Here is a 16,869-nt window from a genome sequence, read left to right on the forward strand (position 1 = left end):
CAAGACACCTAAAATGAAGGATATCAGATGAAATTATCACTTATTTCCGCTTTTTTGATATTTCTGGTGCCAACCGCCTGGGCTGATAATAACGGTGGGTTACAAAAAGGCGAAGCGCCCCCACCTCCGCATGCGCTGGACAGCGGTTATCGCGGCACGGATGATGCCCGCATTATGACCATCGACCAGGCTAAACAAATGCACGATGGTGCAACCATTTCATTACGCGGCAACCTTATTGACGGCAGCGGCGATAAGTATGTATTTCAGGATAAAACCGGAAAAATCGACGTTATTATTCCGCAAGCCGTCTTTGACGACAGAACGGTCAAACCTGACCAGATGATCAGCATTAACGGTTCGCTGGATAAAAAATCCTCACCTCCCGTTGTGCGTGTCGATCGTCTGCAAAAATAACTCAGCGAAGCGTTAACGCTGCAATTATCCATCAAATCTCACCCCTTGACCTGTAAGGAGTCAGCTATGAGTGATATTACACAACGTACGAACGCTTACCCGCAGCCCCCTTTCCCGGAACAGCCGCAGACGCCGCCGGGGCTGGCCTCTGAGATGCAACCCGTTCCCGATCACGGGGAAAAGAGTTACAAAGGACACGGTCGACTGGCGGGAAAAAAAGCGCTGATCACCGGCGGTGACTCCGGTATTGGCCGCGCAGTGGCGATTGCCTATGCCCGCGAAGGCGCGGATGTGGCCATTAACTATCTGCCTGAAGAAGAGAAAGACGCCGCCGAAGTCATCGACCTGATCAAGGCCGAAGGACGTAACGCCGTCGCGCTGCCGGGGGATGTCCGGGACGAAACCTTCTGCCAGAACCTGGTGGAAGAGGCCGTGGCCAAACTCGGCGGACTGGACATACTGGTGAATAACGCCGGTCGTCAGCAGTACCGGGAATCGCTGGAAGAGCTCACCACCGAAGATTTCGACGCCACGTTTAAAACCAACGTGTATGCCCCGTTCTGGATCACCAAAGCGGCGCTTCGCCATCTGAAAGCCCCTGCGGCAATTATTAACACCTCCTCCGTGCAGGCGGTAAAACCGAGTCCTGTCCTGCTGGACTATGCCCAGACCAAAGCCTGCCTGGCAGTGTTTACCAAATCCCTTGCCAAGCAGCTTGGGCCGAAGGGCATCCGCGTTAATGCCGTGGCACCCGGGCCATACTGGACGGTGCTGCAATCCAGCGGTGGCCAGCCGATGGAGAAAGTGAAGCAGTTTGGTGGTGACACACCGCTGGGCCGTCCGGGCCAGCCGGTGGAGATTGCACCTTTATACGTCACGCTGGCGTCTGATGAGTGTTCCTTTACGACCGGCCAGGTATGGTGTTCCGACGGCGGTGATGGTGTGATTTAACGTTTCCCTGCCCGAATGTGCAATAAATGAACAAGGACGTTCAGCCCCCGCCAAAAACATGTTGTAACTCAAACAGATCAAATGTTAAAAATATTTTGCTATCAAGTTATCAAAATTAAACAACTTAGCTTGTCACCCGCATCGCTCTGTTTTTAACATCGCCTATGGAAAAAAATGGTCTGTTCAGTCAGCGCATACGCTTGCGCCATTTGCATACATTTGTGGCCGTCGCTCAACAGGGAACGCTGGGGCGTGCGGCTGAAACCCTTAACCTGAGCCAGCCTGCTCTCTCAAAAACGCTTAACGAGCTGGAACAACTGACCGGCGCCCGTCTGTTCGATCGCGGTCGCCTGGGGGCACAACTCACCCTCGTCGGCGAGCAGTTCCTGACGCACGCGGTGAAAGTGCTTGATGCCCTCAATACCGCCGGACAGGCGCTGAACCGTAAAGAGGAGCAGACGCACGAGATTGTGCGCGTGGGTGCCCTGCCTACGGCGGCGCTGGGCATTCTGCCGCCGGTGATTGGTCAGTTTCACAAACAGCAAAAGCATACGACCCTGCAGGTCGCCACCATGAATAACACCATGCTGCTTGCGGGACTGAAATCCGGCGAGCTGGATCTGGGTATCGGACGAATGTCGGATCCTGAACTGATGGTGGGTCTGAATTACGAACTCTTGTTCCTGGAATCCCTGAAGCTGGTGGTACGCCCTAACCATCCTCTTTTACAGGATACGGTCACCTTAAGCCGGGTGATGGAGTGGCCGGTGGTGGTGTCACCAAAAGGTACGGTTCCACGGCAAAATGCCGAAACCTTACTGCAGATGCAGGGCTGTACGCTGCCGACGGGCTGTATTGAAACCCTGTCAGCTTCCCTTTCACGCCAGCTCACCGTGGATTATGACTACGTCTGGTTCGTGCCTTCCGGCGCGGTGAAAGATGATTTACGCCAGGGCACGCTCACCGCACTGCCGGTGACCTCGCCCGGTGCCGGTGAACCTATTGGCATTCTAACCCGCGTTGATACGCCGCTCTCCTCAGGTGCACAGACGCTGCTGAGCGCGATACGTAAGTCGATGCCTGCCTGATTCCTTTCCCCTTGCCCTAACCCTCTCCCCCCGGGGCGAGGGTCATTCCTGCGTTCTAATCAATTAATGCGAAATCATTCATTAACAATTGCGTAAAACAATTTAACAGTTTTATCATAGCGGCGAATTCACCAAATGGTTCGTAAATCATTTGTTTGACCCGAATTCAATCGTATTAATCATTATCCCCGCTGCATTTATTACCCACCTGGTACACATTCAGCACACCGTTGTGCCGTGCAGCGGGGGATCTAAAGGAGATAGAGATGGCATTTGGCAACGCGCCACGTGGGATACCCCGTATCCTGCAGTGGCTCCTTGCCGGACTGATGGCGATTATCGGTCTGGCCGTTGGCGGGTTGGGTTTTAAACTCGTCACCGTAGGCGGAAGTGGATACTTCCTGATCATGGGCGTGGTGATGGTGATTGCCGCGATCCTGATTTTCATCAACCGCAGCAGCGGGATCGTGCTATATGGCATCGCGTTTGTCGCGTCGCTGTTCTGGGCGGTAAGCGATGCCGGCTGGGATTTCTGGCCGCTCTTCTCACGCCTCTTTACCTTTGCGGTTCTGGCGTTCCTGTGTGCCCTCGTCTGGCCGTACCTGCGTGCGGCAAACCGTGAGACGCCGGTGAAAAAAGGCCCTGCCTTTGGCGTGGCGGCGCTGCTCGCCGTGGCAATGCTGGTTAGCCTCGGCTGGATGTTCAAACCTCAAACCCTGGTGGCAGCGAATGAGCCGGTGCCGGTGAAACCGGTCGCGGCTGGGGAACAGCAGAAGAACTGGGAACACTGGGGTAACACCACTCACGGGGATCGTTTTGCGGCCCTTGATCAGATTAACAAGCAGAACGTCAACGAGCTGAAAGTCGCCTGGGTCGCCCATACCGGGGATATCCCGCAGAGCAACGGCTCCGGTGCGGAAGACCAGAACACGCCGCTGCAGATCGGTGACACGCTCTACGTCTGTACGCCATACAGTAAAGTGCTGGCGCTCGACGTGGACTCCGGTAAAGAGAAATGGCGTTATGACGCCAAAGCCACGGCCCCGAACTGGCAGCGCTGCCGCGGTCTGGGCTATTTTGACGATCACGCAAACGTGACAACGTCACAGGCAAATACACAGCCTTCCGCCTGCCCGCGTCGTCTGTTCCTGCCCACCACCGATGCGCGCCTGATTGCCATTAATGCGGATAACGGTAAAGCCTGCGAGGACTTTGGTGACAAAGGCACCGTGGATCTGAGCGTGGGCATGGGTGAAATCAAACCAGGCTACTATCAGCAAACCTCCACGCCGCTGGTGGCAGGAAATGTGGTGGTGGTCGGCGGACGCGTGGCGGATAACTACTCCACCGGCGAACCGCCGGGCGTGGTGCGCGCGTATGACGTTCATACCGGTAAACTGGCCTGGGCGTGGGATCCGGGTAATCCGAACCTGACTGGCCTGCCGCCGGAAGGCCAGACCTACACGCGCGGTACGCCGAACGTCTGGTCTGCGATGTCGTATGACGCAAAACTGAATCTGATCTATCTGCCAACCGGTAACGCCACGCCAGATTTCTGGGCCGGGGAACGTACCGCGCTGGATGATAAATACAGTTCTTCCATCGTGGCCGTTGACGCCACCACCGGCCAGGTCCGCTGGCATTTCCAGACCACCCACCACGATCTGTGGGATTTCGATCTGCCTTCCCAGCCGCTGCTGTACGATCTGCCAGACGGTAAAGGCGGAACCACGCCGGTACTGGTGCAGACCAGTAAACAGGGCATGATCTTTATGCTCAACCGCGAAACCGGCAAACCGGTGGCGAAAGTGGAAGAACGCCCGGTCCCGGTGGGTAACGTGCAGGGCGAACGCTACTCCCCGACGCAGCCGTATTCCGTTGGGATGCCGATGATTGGCAACCAGACCCTGACCGAATCCGATATGTGGGGCGCGACGCCTGTCGACCTGCTGCTGTGCCGCATCCAGTTTAAAGAGATGCGCCATCAGGGGGTCTTTACCCCGCCGGGTCTCGATCGCTCCCTGCAGTTCCCTGGCTCACTGGGCGGGATGAACTGGGGCAGCGTCTCGGTCGATCCGAACAACGGCCTGATGTTCGTCAACGATATGCGTCTGGGTCTGGCCAACTACATGGTACCGCGCGCCAGCGTGGCGAAAGACGCCAGCGGGATTGAGATGGGTATTGTGCCTATGGACGGCACGCCATTCGGCGCCATGCGCGAGCGTTTCCTGTCACCGCTGGGTATTCCGTGCCAGAAACCGCCGTTTGGCACGATGTCCGCGGTTGACCTGAAATCCGGCAAGCTGGTGTGGCAGGTTCCGGTGGGCACCGTGGAAGATACCGGCCCGCTGGGCATCCGCATGCACATGCCGATCCCGATCGGGATGCCGACTCTTGGCGCGTCGCTCTCCACTCAGTCTGGCCTGCTGTTCTTTGCCGGCACTCAGGATTTCTACCTGCGCGCGTTCGATACCGCCACCGGAAAAGAGATCTGGAAAGACCGTCTGCCGGTCGGCAGCCAGTCCGGGCCAATGACCTACGTTTCACCGAAAACCGGTAAACAGTACATCGTCATTAACGCTGGCGGCGCCCGCCAGTCACCGGATCGCGGTGATTACGTTATCGCGTATGCGTTACCCGATAAAAAGTAAGGGATGAAAAAAGGGACCGAAAGGTCCCTTTTATATGCCCGGTGGCGACTCAGAACGTCTCCCAGTTATCCCCGTTATTCACAACCGCCGGACGTAGTGCAGCAGGTTTAACTGCCGCAGAGCTCTGCGGTTCAGTACGCCCCTGAGTCTTGCCGCTCAGGCGAAATGCGCCCACCGCCTCGGTCAGACGTGCACCCTGTTCTTCCAGCGACGCCGCCGCGGCGGAAGCCTCTTCCACCAGCGAGGCGTTCTGCTGGGTTACTTTATCCATCTCAGAAATCGCCTGGCTCACCTGTACAATGCCGCGGCTCTGTTCATCAGACGCGGCGGCGATCTCCAGCATAATGTCCGTCACGCGTTTAACCGCTTCGACGATTTCATTCATGGTGTTACCGGCGGCAACAACTTCACCCGAGCCCTGGTCAATCAGCGAAACGGATTCGTTGATCAGACTTTCGATCTCTTTGGCGGCATTCGCACTGCGGCTTGCCAGAGTGCGAACTTCGCTTGCCACCACGGCAAACCCGCGCCCTTGCTCACCCGCACGCGCCGCTTCTACCGCCGCGTTGAGCGCCAGAATATTGGTCTGGAAGGCGATACTGTTAATCACGGCGGTAATTTCGGAAATCTTCTTCGAACTGGTGGAGATATTGCCCATGGTTTTAACCACCCCGGAGACCATCTGGCCACCCCGGCTGGCTTTACCGGAAGCATCTTCCGCCAGCTTGCTGGCATGGTGCGCGTTATCGGCGTTCTGTTTCACGGTTGCGGTGAGCTGCTCCATGCTGGCCGCCGTCTGCTCAATGGCCGCGGCCTGCTGCTCGGTACGGGAAGAGAGATCGGTGTTGCCTGCGGAGATTTCGCTGGTGCCACGATAGATCTCTTCCGCCCCCTGACGCACGGTACCGACGGTATTCTCCAGCGAGTGCTGCATGGTTTGCAGGTCGCGCGTCAGGCGGCCAATTTCGCTGCGTCCGGCCACATCGTCCGGCATGGTCAGGTCGCCTTTGGCGATATTTTCAATGCGTTTCGCGGCGCGCTGCAGCGGGGTGATCACCGTGCGACGCAGCACGACAAAGGTCATGGCCGTCAGCACCAGCGCCAGGGCAAACGCGCCCACCATAAACATCAGGCCCAGCTGTGTGCGGCTGTGTGCCTTAACCGTCAGGGCGTTCGCGCGCTCGGTGCGGATCTTTATCGCCTTCAGCAGCACGGCGTTGTAGGCGTCATCCAGCGGGCGGGCGCTTTCGTTTTCATGGTTAATGATGGCTTCAAACATGCCGTTTTTAGCAAACTTAAGCATCGGCTGCAGGCCTGCGATATAGGCGTCATAGCGTGTTTTCAGATCGGCATCCAGCGCTTCATCCTCAGGCGTACGAACCGGGCGATTGATGTAGGCGTTAAACCCTTCCTGAGACTGCTTGATCCGTTTTTCCGCCTCCGCGATGTTTTGCTTCATTGCATCCATTTCCGCGATACGGCTCGCCGCCCCGGCGTGGATCATATTGATACGCGCGGTGCGCAAATGATTAGAGCTGTTTGATAGCCCCATACGCACCTGAATTTCAGACGTGACATCCTGCTGATCGGTGTCGGCCTGTAAAAGGAAATAACCCGCCAGACCTGCGCTCAAGGCAAATAGCAGAATAATGCCACCGAGAATGGAGGAAAACAGCGGAACCAGCCTGATGTGATGCAAGAAGCCCAGCTTGCGCTGCGCTGGCATCGAAGTAGTGTTGTCCATGACCGTCGACTCTCTTGTAGGTAAGATGCGTAAAAACACGCCTGTTAGATAGTCATCGGCACGGCTGAGATTTAGATTACGGCTAAAAACGCCGCACTGGTCACACTTTAGAGAAGATTATTAAAGAAACGCCAGCGGCGAAAAACCGCTGGCAGAAGAGTTACTTGTCGCCGAAATGAATGACGGTACGGATGGATTTACCTTCGTGCATGAGATCGAACGCGTCGTTGATCTGCTCCAGCGGTAAACGGTGGGTAATGAACGGATCGAGCTGGATTTTCCCGGCCATCGCATCTTCCACCATCCCCGGCAGCTGCGTGCGCCCTTTCACGCCGCCGAACGCTGAGCCACGCCATACGCGCCCGGTTACCAGCTGGAACGGACGGGTTTTGATCTCCTGACCCGCACCGGCCACGCCGATGATGATGCTCTCGCCCCAACCTTTATGGCAGCATTCAAGCGCGGAACGCATCACGTTCACGTTGCCGATACATTCGAAGCTGAAGTCCACGCCACCGTCGGTCATCTCAACGATGACCTCCTGAATCGGTTTTTCGTGATCTTTCGGGTTGACGAAATCCGTCGCCCCCATTTCACCCGCCAGTTTGAATTTTTCCGGGTTGGTATCCACCGCGATGATGCGACCGGCCTTCGCCTGAACTGCCCCCTGAATCACCGCCAGACCAATCCCGCCAAGACCGAACACCGCCACGGTGTCGCCCTCTTTCACTTTCGCCGTGTTGTGTACCGCGCCAATCCCGGTAGTGACGCCGCAGCCCAGCAGACAGACCTTATCCAGCGGCGCCTGCGGGTTCACCTTCGCCAGTGAGATCTCCGCGCAAACGGTGTATTCGCTGAAGGTGCTGGTGCCCATGTAGTGGTAAACCGGCTCGCCGTTATAGGAGAAACGGGTGGTACCGTCCGGCATCAGGCCCTTGCCCTGAGTGGCGCGAACCGCCTGGCAGAGGTTGGTCTTACCGGATTTACAGAACTTACACTCGCCGCATTCTGCGGTGTACAGCGGGATCACGTGGTCGCCCGGCTTCAGGCTGGTCACGCCTTCGCCGACTTCCACCACCACACCGCCCCCTTCATGGCCGAGCACCGCCGGGAAAACGCCTTCCGGATCGTCACCCGACAGCGTAAAGGCATCGGTATGGCATACGCCAGTGTGGGTAATTTTGATCAGCACTTCGCCCTTCTTCGGCGGTGCAACGTCGATTTCAACGATTTTGAGCGGCTGGCCTGGGCCAAATGCGACGGCTGCGCGAGATTTCATAGTGTCTTCCCTTATTGTGTGGTGTGTGGGTTTATTTTAGATAAGCGCGCAGCAAATGGCCGACTTCTGCCATGCGCACGGCTCGCTGATCTGGCGTGGTTTCCCCCGTCACCAGCTCATCTTTGAGGTGAATTTCGACCATTTCGCCCATCAGGCCATTGGCAGCGCCGCGCACGGCGGCAATTTGCTGCAGGATAGCCAGACAGGGGTCGCCCGACTCCAGCGCGCGTTCAAGGGCATCAACCTGGCCCCGAATGCGACGGACGCGAGTGAGGATACGTTTTTTATCTTCGGGTGAGTGCGGCATACGGCCTCCTGATACTATAGGGGGGTATGGTACCTTTTTTAGCAACCTTATGTAAACATTAAGTTTTCTATGGTTATCATGCATTTACCCGACGTAGTCAAAAGGCACTATCGGACATTAAAGGACTTTTTACTGCCCCCAAAATTTTCCCCAAACCGCCCCAAAAATGTACCCTCGATCCTATCCCTCATATCACCGGATTATCATCAAATTCCATCGTTCGCATGTCGTTAACCGCGTGCATAAGCACGCCAAAAATCCCGTCATCATCAGTGTTTATCCGTTCCTTTCGACCGTCATCTCCCAGGCTTTTCAGATGCTTATATGGGTGAGTTCTGAATCTCCGAATATGAAAATCCCCCGCAAGCTTGCAAACGACAACCGAACCATCGCAAGGGGTAGCCGAGCAATCAACGATAAGAAGCGCTCCCTGAGTTATACCGGCATGCCAGCACGTGTTTGCCGACTTCATGAAATATGAGGCGCTCGGGTGAGAAATAAATAATTTATCCAGCGAAATCCGCTCTTCGATGTAGTCAGTAGCCGGTGAAGGGAAACCCATCTCAAAGCCTCCCGTTAGGATTGAACAGCATAAAGGTGCGCGCTTCCCATTGCCATGCACCCAGTTAGCGGCATCCAGATATTTAGCGAACGAGGTATGAATGCGAACCTTAGCCTTCATCATGTCGTAATACTGCAGACAGAGCGCCGTGACGTAGTTAGAGATATTCCCACAGAAAGAGTCGGCGTCGGCTGTGGGCCCGAACCAGATCCTGACCCGTCACTTCGTAGGGATGCGGATCGTATTCGTTACCCTGCCAGATGATGGAAGGTAGATTGTCAGCGGCAAACGATGCCCAGCCTTCAGAGTGGATATTGTATGCGTGGAAGCGAAGCACCTTATCCATCCCGAAGGATGTTCCATCAACCTCGATTAGCTGGATTTTTTCGCCAGGCTCCAGCGCCTGGAAATCAGCATTTAGTCCCATTAATTTTACCCATAAAAAAACCCGCCGAAGCGGGTTTGTGTTTTGACCTGAACACTTTACTGGCATTTGACCTGTTTCAAAGATTCAAGCTGATTGAGTCGCGCCTGTGCCTTTTTTCTGGCATCACTTTTAGCCATGCCGTTACCAATGCCAAAATCACCCAGCACGCCAAGAACTGTTCTGCCATCAAATTCACCTGTTGACTCGATTTCTTGCTGAATGCTGTGCGTTTTTGCAATTTCCTGTTTGATCGCCTGACAGTCGAATGCAGAAGTCTCTTCCCCTGTGACCGCAGGGGCCTGAGGATATTGCTTAGTAGCACAGGCAGACAGGAATCCAACACTTAAAACGAGAAGCGTTAACTTTTTCATTAACATATGTTCCTAAATTAATTCACATATTTTTATTTTAAAGCGGCTCGCATGGTACCAGTCACTTCTAAACCTGTCATAAACCAAACTCATAAAAAATTATGGGGCAAAGGCCTGTTTAAATGTGAATGCCAGTGAGACAACTTTACATGAGATAAACGTTGGTTTAATTGAGTCAGGTTTCACCCGGTAGAGTTTTTTCTCACCCCACGGATTCGACCACCAGAAGGATTGATAGGCATGGGAATGAAGAAACGCACGGATAGCCGCCACGTCATTCTTCTTGCCCGTTCAGGTGAGTTCCCATTCTTCCGCCACATTGTTGATGCCGTTAATCGCCTCCTGTTCGTACCCGTCACCGAACTGTGCGGTGTAGAGGTTGATGGTATCGGTAGCGGTTGGTGAAATCTGAGTTGGCCACTTAAATATATCAATCATATTTTAAGCCATGTTATCGGAAAAATTACGTTCTTTAAGAGAGCAGAAAAAAACGGAGTTAACCCATTGTAATTTAATGATTTATCTCTTATTATTTAAAAACAAAGGGTTACGCGGTATACTCTCGTTCAACACATTGTTTTTACTACGTGATATTTCACACACGGAATTATTCTCTAGCTCAACAATACATTAACTATTGATTGAAAACCAGCATGAATAAAATCACAACACAAGGAGTAATAGTTTGGAAATTAGAAAAGATCTCGCACAAGTAACTGCAGAAATATCCAGACTCGTCTCTATTGGAGAAGAATTTCATTCCTTTGATAAAGATTGGAGCCATCTAAAAAATAAAGAAGACTTCCGTTATATTGCTAAAATCCCCCATACAAAAAGAGGCAAAGTTGAAGCTCTTTATAGCGATGGACGCAGCATGGCTATGTTCATAGCAGGAGTTTTATGTAATATCAATAGTGACTTCAGCTCATACCCCACCCTAACTTCAATCATTAATGTTTTGAAGAATTCATGGGCCTTTGGTAGATATGATCCGAACGTTCCGGATGTTGCAAAAGCAGTTTGTGAAGAATGCGATGTCGATCTGTGGTCTGTAAATCAAATGATTGCACTTTTTAAAAAACAAGAGCAAATTCTCGCTGCAATTCGTGTAACCGTTAATATGCTCGAACAAAGTGACCTCTATAAAATGGAAAACGGCATCCCTATTATGAAACAAGAATCATCCATTAACGTAAGCGGCATTTCTGGATCTAGTATAAATATCAATTCTGCAGGCGCTACAGCTTCAGTGGCAACAAATTATAACGAGCCAACAATTTTCGCTGACATGATAGAGGCCATCAAATCGAATCAACTGGACGAAGAAACTGAAAGAACATTAATAGATAACGTACAAGCTCTTGCTTCGAGTCATCAGAGCGGTAGTTTCAAGGAAGCTTACAAAGATTTCATGCAAAATGTATCTGCGCACATTACTGTTTTCGCGCCATTCATTTCTGCGCTCTCAACTTTGTTATAAAAAACTATATATTAACAACTTAATGGTTAAGAAGTTGTAACGCAGATTGAGCTATCAATCCAACTTGATTAATAGTTTAAAGTAAAATCTGCTCACGCGGATTTTACTTGAATTGTCACCCCCAGGAGGTGGTTTAGGGGTGACAATCAAAACCGCCATAAGGCGGTTGATAAGTTACTTAAAATCATATTTCTTTATAATTTGTTAGCTCTTGAAGCTTTCTAAACTCGCCAGCTATGATTTCTTTCATAGCATCTCTTACTGTATTGAGACCACTATTAAAAGTATCATGATCGATTTCAATATCTGTCGATTCGAAATCATTTAGAACTTTATAAATCGAAATCATCCCTTTCTTGAGCAATAAATAGTCAACTCCTCTTTTTTCAAGATGCAAAAGCATCTTCCAAGAAGCTACAGAGAAAATATGTCTTTTTTCTTTTTGTAAATCCAACAAATGATTTTGACGTTCTTGGCTATCATTTCTACGAAAAGACTTTGTAGCATCCTGCATAATGAATTTCACAGCTTCAGCGGCAGCGACAGCGACACATTCCGCAGCTACATTAACCAACTCTTCGATATAATCAGTCTGATTTTTGGATTCAATTTCTGTTTTCAAAGCAAGCTTTGTCATCTGCTCTTGATGAGCCATTTGCTTTTGCAGTGATTCTGCAGTAGATCTTAATGCCTTCCACGCCATAATTGCTGGTAAACCGCCAGCCAAAAGTGCGGACACTAGGCTGGCAAAGATGATCCAGCCACTATCGCTTTCAACCACGATCTTGGGTATCTGCTTAAGAACGAAATCGCCATGGTAAAACACATCATTACCGTTTAATTGAAAAGGAATTCCCAGCCAATCCATAACTACTCCTTAGTAAAGTAGTTATCATATCAGTACCACTCAAGGCCAATCTACTACAAACATTTACGATGAAGCTTAAGCAAGCTTTGACAACGTTAAAGCTTCTCATCATCAGGTTAGAATCACTGTAACGGTCAACACTAGCTCCAATGACAAAAGACCACTCCAACTTACAAAGAGAACGGCAAAGCGATGAAGAACGCCGTTAATGCGCCCTGTATCGCCATACTGTTCTCGTGTAAAAAATTAAATACCGGACCACAGTCCCTGGCTGGATGTAGTTCTGCATGATTCCTCCCAAATTGCAGGCATAAAAAACCGCCGTTAGGCAACTTAGCTTAATAATTTATGTTTAATCATCTAATACAAAATACTCATATTGATCTTTATCACTAAGTCCTCTTGCTTCATGAACACGAACAAGCGAATTAGTTTCCACATTGTATGAAATAGATGTAAACAAACATGCTGAACTTACCTTTGCATTGCGCTCATGTAATGTTTTGAAATTAATCTTTACCCAATTGAGAATTACTTTATGTAAAGCATATATATTCTTGCCGGAAAGTTCCTTGCTAGCTTTAAATCCCATAGCAAACAAGCAAAAACCTAGTATTCTTGCCCCTTGAAAGTTTGGAAAAGTCTCCATTCTTTTTATTTGATCATATATCTCACGCCGCAATTTATGCTGAATTATTTTGCCAGCAGCGCCAGTTATCTTGTAAACATCAAAGAAAGAATCAAGGAGAGTATTATGATGAATGGACCAGCAATCCCACCAAGGATTATTTATGTAGGATGCATTATGAATCACTGCATACATTTGTTTTGCTAACGTGTCATAGATGCTGTGATTAGGATTTGGTTTTTTATCCTTAATGCGTAAAGTGTAATGGAAAGGTTTTTCTCTTTTATCTAATTCCGTAATAAGTTCTTTAAAAAAACTTACAATAACACTAAGATTTTGAACCGGTTCGGTATCCCAGCTATTCGCAACGCCATTGACTTTATGTAACTCATTAGACTTTTCGGATATACTTCTTAAGGTTCTATTCATTACAAATGAATGACGTGGAACCCCGTCTTTGATGTAAGCCTTAACAAAAACCAAGAAAGCTCTTATGTAAGCTTGTAATTCTTTTGTGGTCCATTTTTTTTCTAAATTCCAACCAACATCAAATGTGATCTCAAGTTTTTCAACCATCCTAGAGTTTCCGAACATAGCTCTGCTGAGCGGCCTATATGAACCTAAAAATCCTGATTCGTAGAAATCAGACTCATGATATAAAAAAGAATCTTCATATTTTATAGCTTCGATAAGAAGGTTCTTAGAAAAAACACCAAGAAGAATACCATACTTATTTGATCTTTCGACCTCTGTAAATAATATCAAAGCTAAATTCTGTGAGGACTCTATTACCGTCTTACAAAACCTCTTGTCCGATATGAGAGAAAGCATATCATTTGCAATAGCTTCAACATCAGGGAGATTTTCTAAATGTTCATCAGTAACTTCACCTTTGAAATCTGTGGCGTAAAAGACTAATTTTTTAGAGGATCTAGCTAGCTCATCTGCAAGAATAGCGAGTTCAGTTTTTGAGCCCCGCAATATACATTGATAAACTACCGCTATGTATCTTTTGCTTGTTAGCTTTCCATATTTTGACGGTTTTATGAATGCAAACCAAACCCACCCAATGAAAGTAATAAAAAACACTCCTGCTAAAGATGCTTGCCATCCAGCTGGGCTTATTAAATTACCTCTTATGACAGGAAGACTATTAGCCCTCCAAAGATCTGTTAGAATTGTCATGAATCCTACTACCAAAACCACCCAAAAGGTAATTTTCTCAAGGGGTATTGGCGCAGTTTTAATTCTAAAGCGATACCGAAAATCAGCAATAGTCCACGCTAAAACCATCAGTGCTAATCCGGCTAAAAACTCAGAAAAGCCGAAAATTTTAGGTCCATTAGGATCTAAATTAACTAAGCAGAAAAAATCGTCGCAAGCATTTGTCATAATCGATTGGTATAAAAGGATTTTGAGTATTTTAACCTATAAGGTACATTCTTCAAGCTAAGTAGCTCACATCGCAGTGCATACCCCCCAACAGAATACCCAGCTAGCCGAATGACTCATCCCAATAAAAAGCCTGTTCGGACGAACAGGCCTCCTTAAGGAGATAAGGGAAGTAACGAGTATGATGTCGGGTGCCTCCCGATGAGAATCTGGTTAGCCACCAGCCCCGCGCGTCTCTTTATCACTTTCAGAATTTGCTGTTTTCGCCCCTCCGCTAGGGAGATTCATCACTCAAAAGGCATTCCATCCAGTGGATGCCTTTTAAAGTTAGCTGACATATTATTAAGCGCAACCAGTCACGGCACAGTTACGCATGGTGGTCACTTGCGGCTGGGGCAAACCCTCCGTTCATCGCCAGCCAACTCGGGCACGAAGATGCTGAGATGGTGTGGATGTATTCAGCCTGGATCAATGAGTTTGACGGTGAGCAGGTTGAGCTATTAAACGAGCGGTTAGGGTTTGCTTCCAATATGCCCCTGAAAACAAAATCATCAAAATTAAACCAATAATATCAATCATGTAAATGAACACCCCTCTACTAGGGGGTATGGCATCCTTTAAAGCAACATTATGTAAACAATAGCTTTCATAGGGTTATCAAGCTCTTGAAGCGCATTATCATACATAAGTAATTCTGAATAATTTCTCTTTGAAATGCTGGCCCCTACATTCGAATTCAGCCATTTTCTATGGCTAAGCCAAAAAAAGGCGCCACCAGTCCCCTTTATTCGCTGGAATCGATTAGCAGCATTGATAATAATTCAAAAAGCCTTCTAAACCTTAAACCTTGTAACAGGTTGAAATGAAATGATTTCCGGCTTGATTAAGTTTTCCTTAATAATAAAGGCTTCTACGTAATCTTATTTTTTTGCATTCATAACCTGTAAACGGTCAAAATCAAACCACTCCACTTACTCATTAGATAAATAATTCTAAATAATTATCGAAACCATATTACGCAAGCCATTGTTATATATGAATAAAAAGCAAGGTGACCTAAAATAACGATCAATATCAATGAGTTACAACATTGATTGATGTCTGATCACGTGCTAAACCTAAATCCAGGTAACAATATCTTATGGAGAAGAGTATGATGTCGTGGCGAGTATTAAGTTCTGTCATTTGCCCTAACACAGGAATCGTTTATTCGCATATTGTTGGTCTGAAATTATTAAGATTAATAATTTGGTACGAGAGTGACATCTATCTTTTGCCCGGAGACAGAATACATACAACGAAAAATGGAATTTTTGTAAATGGCGTGTTTAACCAAATTTCCCTTTATAACGTCTCGCCATACAATGAGAACCTGTGGTACGAAATAAAAAATAAAATGGCCTGTCCTTTTAATAAAAACCTGGATTCTGAAGACTGCTCATACGCTGAGCATTGCAATGCGCGCAAATGCCCGCACGGATTTGAGACAACCCCTTTGATAATAAGCGTGCCTCGCGATAGCTAATCATTTAATAAGTTAGCTTTTGGATCCGCTGCCCCCTGTTACAGGGACCGCATGCTTAACATTTATTATACTGAGATACCAACTGAAACCCTATCAGTTACGGCATCCGTGCGCCTGTCGATGACTTGCGGCAGGCGCACGGTCATATCTCGGATAATATATTTTATTAATCATCTATCACCCCGTTGCGCCAGCGCTTGCAACTCTTCTTTCAGCCAGCGGGTTGCACCCCGCTGACCGCTGCGTTTATGGGAGTAAATTTTCACGTCAAATTTTTGAATGGAGAACGGTAAGGTAAAAATGTTGATATTCACTGCCGCCTTCAGCTTTTCGGCCGCATTGCGGGGAATGGCCATCAGCAGATCGCTTTGCGCCACGATAAACGGTGCGCTGAGCATCGACGGGGTTTTGATCGCAATGTGCCGGGTATAGCCGAGCTCCTCCAGGCGTAAATCCAGCACGCCCTGCTTCTCATTCCAGGGGGTGACTACCAGATGGCGGGCCGCGAGATAATCCTCCAGCGTCAGACGCGTCCGGCTTGTGTTGCTGATGACCACATACTCATCTTCAAACCAGCTTATCTCCTCCAGTTCAGGATGGCGGATCTCCTCCGCCGTACTGAAACCGAGCGCCAGATCCACTTCGCCCGCCAGCAGCTCCGTCAGCGCGGGGCTGTGTGGCAGATAGCGCAACTCAAAACGCAAACCCGGCGCGGCATCCTGCAATGTGTGCATCAGGGCCGGGAATATACAAAGCGCGGTAAAATCCGTAATCGCAATGTGCAGGCTCTCGCTACTTTTGGCCGCGTCAAACTCCGGCTGCGGGGTAAGCTCATGATTAAGGAACGACAAAGCGGAAGCAATGGACGGCGCGAGCTGTGTGGCATAGACGCTGGGTGACATGCGATGCCCTTCCCGAAAAAATAGCGGATCGTTCAGCGTCGTTCGCAAACGTGACAGCGCATGGCTCAGTGCCGATGTGCTCATCGCTAACTCATCGGCTGCCAGGCGAACCGAACGGTGACGGTAAATGGCGTCGAAAACGGGCAGCAGGTTTAAATCAAGACGTCTCAGAGCCGGATGCATAATATTCATCATTTGTTGATTTCATTGCACTTAATTCTTCGGACAATACTCCGTATGCTTAGCGCCATCAATCGCAAAACATGCAGGAACAACC

At 49.4% G+C, this 16,869-nt stretch carries 16 protein-coding genes and 1 pseudogene; 7 read left to right on the forward strand and 10 right to left on the reverse strand.

Annotated elements, in window-relative coordinates:
- Positions 1 to 27: 27 nt before the first annotated feature.
- The 4 genes from EKN38_RS15895 to EKN38_RS15910 all read left to right on the forward strand — a co-directional run bounded on the left by EKN38_RS15895 (position 28) and on the right by EKN38_RS15910 (position 5,107).
- Positions 28 to 417, forward strand: a complete 390-nt coding sequence (locus EKN38_RS15895; RefSeq protein ID WP_014831862.1) for a YdeI family stress tolerance OB fold protein — start codon at positions 28 to 30, stop codon at positions 415 to 417.
- A 66-nt stretch (positions 418 to 483) separates the two neighbouring features.
- Positions 484 to 1,368 carry an SDR family oxidoreductase gene (locus EKN38_RS15900; RefSeq protein WP_014831861.1) on the forward strand — a complete coding sequence of 295 codons (885 nt, stop codon included), beginning with the start codon at positions 484 to 486 and terminating at the stop codon, positions 1,366 to 1,368.
- A 164-nt stretch (positions 1,369 to 1,532) separates the two neighbouring features.
- On the forward strand, positions 1,533 to 2,456 hold the full coding sequence (locus EKN38_RS15905) for a LysR substrate-binding domain-containing protein (RefSeq protein ID WP_014831860.1): 924 nt from the start codon (positions 1,533 to 1,535) through the stop codon (positions 2,454 to 2,456).
- A 266-nt stretch (positions 2,457 to 2,722) separates the two neighbouring features.
- A complete protein-coding gene (locus tag EKN38_RS15910) occupies positions 2,723 to 5,107 on the forward strand; it encodes a glucose/quinate/shikimate family membrane-bound PQQ-dependent dehydrogenase (RefSeq protein WP_014831859.1) in 2,385 nt (794 codons plus the stop codon).
- Between the two features lie 49 nt (positions 5,108 to 5,156).
- On the opposite strand, the gene EKN38_RS15915 is transcribed toward EKN38_RS15910, so the two are convergent.
- From EKN38_RS15915 to EKN38_RS26170, 7 genes are all read right to left on the reverse strand, one after another.
- Positions 5,157 to 6,851: a methyl-accepting chemotaxis protein gene (locus EKN38_RS15915; RefSeq protein ID WP_014831858.1), complete on the reverse strand. Its 1,695-nt coding sequence runs from the start codon at positions 6,849 to 6,851 to the stop codon at positions 5,157 to 5,159.
- Positions 6,852 to 7,011: 160 nt separating this feature from the next.
- Positions 7,012 to 8,130: an S-(hydroxymethyl)glutathione dehydrogenase/class III alcohol dehydrogenase gene (locus EKN38_RS15920; RefSeq protein WP_014831857.1), complete on the reverse strand. Its 1,119-nt coding sequence runs from the start codon at positions 8,128 to 8,130 to the stop codon at positions 7,012 to 7,014.
- 31 nt (positions 8,131 to 8,161) lie between these two features.
- Entirely contained in the window at positions 8,162 to 8,437 is a 276-nt protein-coding gene (locus tag EKN38_RS15925; protein WP_013096678.1) for a metal/formaldehyde-sensitive transcriptional repressor, read from the reverse strand.
- Positions 8,438 to 8,624: 187 nt separating this feature from the next.
- Positions 8,625 to 9,122 (reverse strand): S24 family peptidase, encoded by a 498-nt coding sequence (locus EKN38_RS26050; RefSeq protein ID WP_014831856.1) that lies wholly within the window; start codon positions 9,120 to 9,122, stop codon positions 8,625 to 8,627.
- Between the two features lie 34 nt (positions 9,123 to 9,156).
- Complete coding sequence (locus EKN38_RS26055; RefSeq protein ID WP_014831855.1) at positions 9,157 to 9,426, reverse strand: putative phage minor tail protein L; 270 nt, start codon at positions 9,424 to 9,426, stop codon at positions 9,157 to 9,159.
- Positions 9,427 to 9,482: 56 nt separating this feature from the next.
- Positions 9,483 to 9,797, reverse strand: a complete 315-nt coding sequence (locus tag EKN38_RS15935; protein WP_014831854.1) for a hypothetical protein — start codon at positions 9,795 to 9,797, stop codon at positions 9,483 to 9,485.
- 291 nt (positions 9,798 to 10,088) lie between these two features.
- Entirely contained in the window at positions 10,089 to 10,235 is a 147-nt protein-coding gene (locus EKN38_RS26170; protein WP_312024364.1) for a phage tail protein, read from the reverse strand.
- Between the two features lie 247 nt (positions 10,236 to 10,482).
- On the opposite strand from EKN38_RS26170, the gene EKN38_RS15945 reads away from it, so the two are divergent.
- Entirely contained in the window at positions 10,483 to 11,277 is a 795-nt protein-coding gene (locus tag EKN38_RS15945; RefSeq protein ID WP_014831852.1) for a hypothetical protein, read from the forward strand.
- A 184-nt stretch (positions 11,278 to 11,461) separates the two neighbouring features.
- Here the strand turns inward: EKN38_RS15945 and EKN38_RS15950 are convergent, their stop codons facing one another.
- Entirely contained in the window at positions 11,462 to 12,145 is a 684-nt protein-coding gene (locus tag EKN38_RS15950; protein ID WP_126522415.1) for a hypothetical protein, read from the reverse strand.
- A gap of 352 nt (positions 12,146 to 12,497) precedes the next feature.
- Positions 12,498 to 14,165 (reverse strand): hypothetical protein, encoded by a 1,668-nt coding sequence (locus EKN38_RS25800; protein ID WP_185812852.1) that lies wholly within the window; start codon positions 14,163 to 14,165, stop codon positions 12,498 to 12,500.
- A 344-nt stretch (positions 14,166 to 14,509) separates the two neighbouring features.
- Here EKN38_RS25800 and EKN38_RS26060 point away from each other — a divergent pair.
- Positions 14,510 to 14,734, forward strand: a pseudogene (locus EKN38_RS26060) (integrase); the annotation flags it as partial.
- A 587-nt stretch (positions 14,735 to 15,321) separates the two neighbouring features.
- Positions 15,322 to 15,690, forward strand: coding sequence for an anti-adapter protein IraM (gene iraM, locus EKN38_RS26245; RefSeq protein WP_014831849.1), 369 nt, complete (start codon positions 15,322 to 15,324; stop codon positions 15,688 to 15,690).
- A gap of 170 nt (positions 15,691 to 15,860) precedes the next feature.
- Here the strand turns inward: iraM and EKN38_RS15965 are convergent, their stop codons facing one another.
- Positions 15,861 to 16,787 (reverse strand): LysR family transcriptional regulator, encoded by a 927-nt coding sequence (locus tag EKN38_RS15965; RefSeq protein ID WP_014831848.1) that lies wholly within the window; start codon positions 16,785 to 16,787, stop codon positions 15,861 to 15,863.
- Positions 16,788 to 16,869 lie beyond the last annotated feature (82 nt).

The sequence above is a fragment of the Enterobacter sp. WCHEn045836 genome, from assembly GCF_003965585.1.
Lineage (GTDB): Bacteria > Pseudomonadota > Gammaproteobacteria > Enterobacterales > Enterobacteriaceae > Enterobacter > Enterobacter dissolvens.

What these genes read in the sequence shown, in the direction of transcription:
- EKN38_RS15895 (WP_014831862.1), top strand. Translation starts at nt 28, where the DNA reads ATGAAATTATCACTTATTTCCGCTTTTTTGATATTTCTGGTGCCAACC.
- EKN38_RS15900 (WP_014831861.1), top strand. Translation starts at nt 484, where the DNA reads ATGAGTGATATTACACAACGTACGAACGCTTACCCGCAGCCCCCTTTC.
- EKN38_RS15905 (WP_014831860.1), top strand. Translation starts at nt 1,533, where the DNA reads ATGGAAAAAAATGGTCTGTTCAGTCAGCGCATACGCTTGCGCCATTTG.
- EKN38_RS15910 (WP_014831859.1), top strand. Translation starts at nt 2,723, where the DNA reads ATGGCATTTGGCAACGCGCCACGTGGGATACCCCGTATCCTGCAGTGG.
- EKN38_RS15915 (WP_014831858.1), bottom strand. Translation starts at nt 6,851, where the DNA reads ATGGACAACACTACTTCGATGCCAGCGCAGCGCAAGCTGGGCTTCTTG.
- EKN38_RS15920 (WP_014831857.1), bottom strand. Translation starts at nt 8,130, where the DNA reads ATGAAATCTCGCGCAGCCGTCGCATTTGGCCCAGGCCAGCCGCTCAAA.
- EKN38_RS15925 (WP_013096678.1), bottom strand. Translation starts at nt 8,437, where the DNA reads ATGCCGCACTCACCCGAAGATAAAAAACGTATCCTCACTCGCGTCCGT.
- EKN38_RS26050 (WP_014831856.1), bottom strand. Translation starts at nt 9,122, where the DNA reads ATGATGAAGGCTAAGGTTCGCATTCATACCTCGTTCGCTAAATATCTG.
- EKN38_RS26055 (WP_014831855.1), bottom strand. Translation starts at nt 9,426, where the DNA reads ATGGGACTAAATGCTGATTTCCAGGCGCTGGAGCCTGGCGAAAAAATC.
- EKN38_RS15935 (WP_014831854.1), bottom strand. Translation starts at nt 9,797, where the DNA reads ATGAAAAAGTTAACGCTTCTCGTTTTAAGTGTTGGATTCCTGTCTGCC.
- EKN38_RS26170 (WP_312024364.1), bottom strand. Translation starts at nt 10,235, where the DNA reads ATGATTGATATATTTAAGTGGCCAACTCAGATTTCACCAACCGCTACC.
- EKN38_RS15950 (WP_126522415.1), bottom strand. Translation starts at nt 12,145, where the DNA reads ATGGATTGGCTGGGAATTCCTTTTCAATTAAACGGTAATGATGTGTTT.
- EKN38_RS25800 (WP_185812852.1), bottom strand. Translation starts at nt 14,165, where the DNA reads ATGACAAATGCTTGCGACGATTTTTTCTGCTTAGTTAATTTAGATCCT.
- iraM (WP_014831849.1), top strand. Translation starts at nt 15,322, where the DNA reads ATGTCGTGGCGAGTATTAAGTTCTGTCATTTGCCCTAACACAGGAATC.
- EKN38_RS15965 (WP_014831848.1), bottom strand. Translation starts at nt 16,787, where the DNA reads ATGATGAATATTATGCATCCGGCTCTGAGACGTCTTGATTTAAACCTG.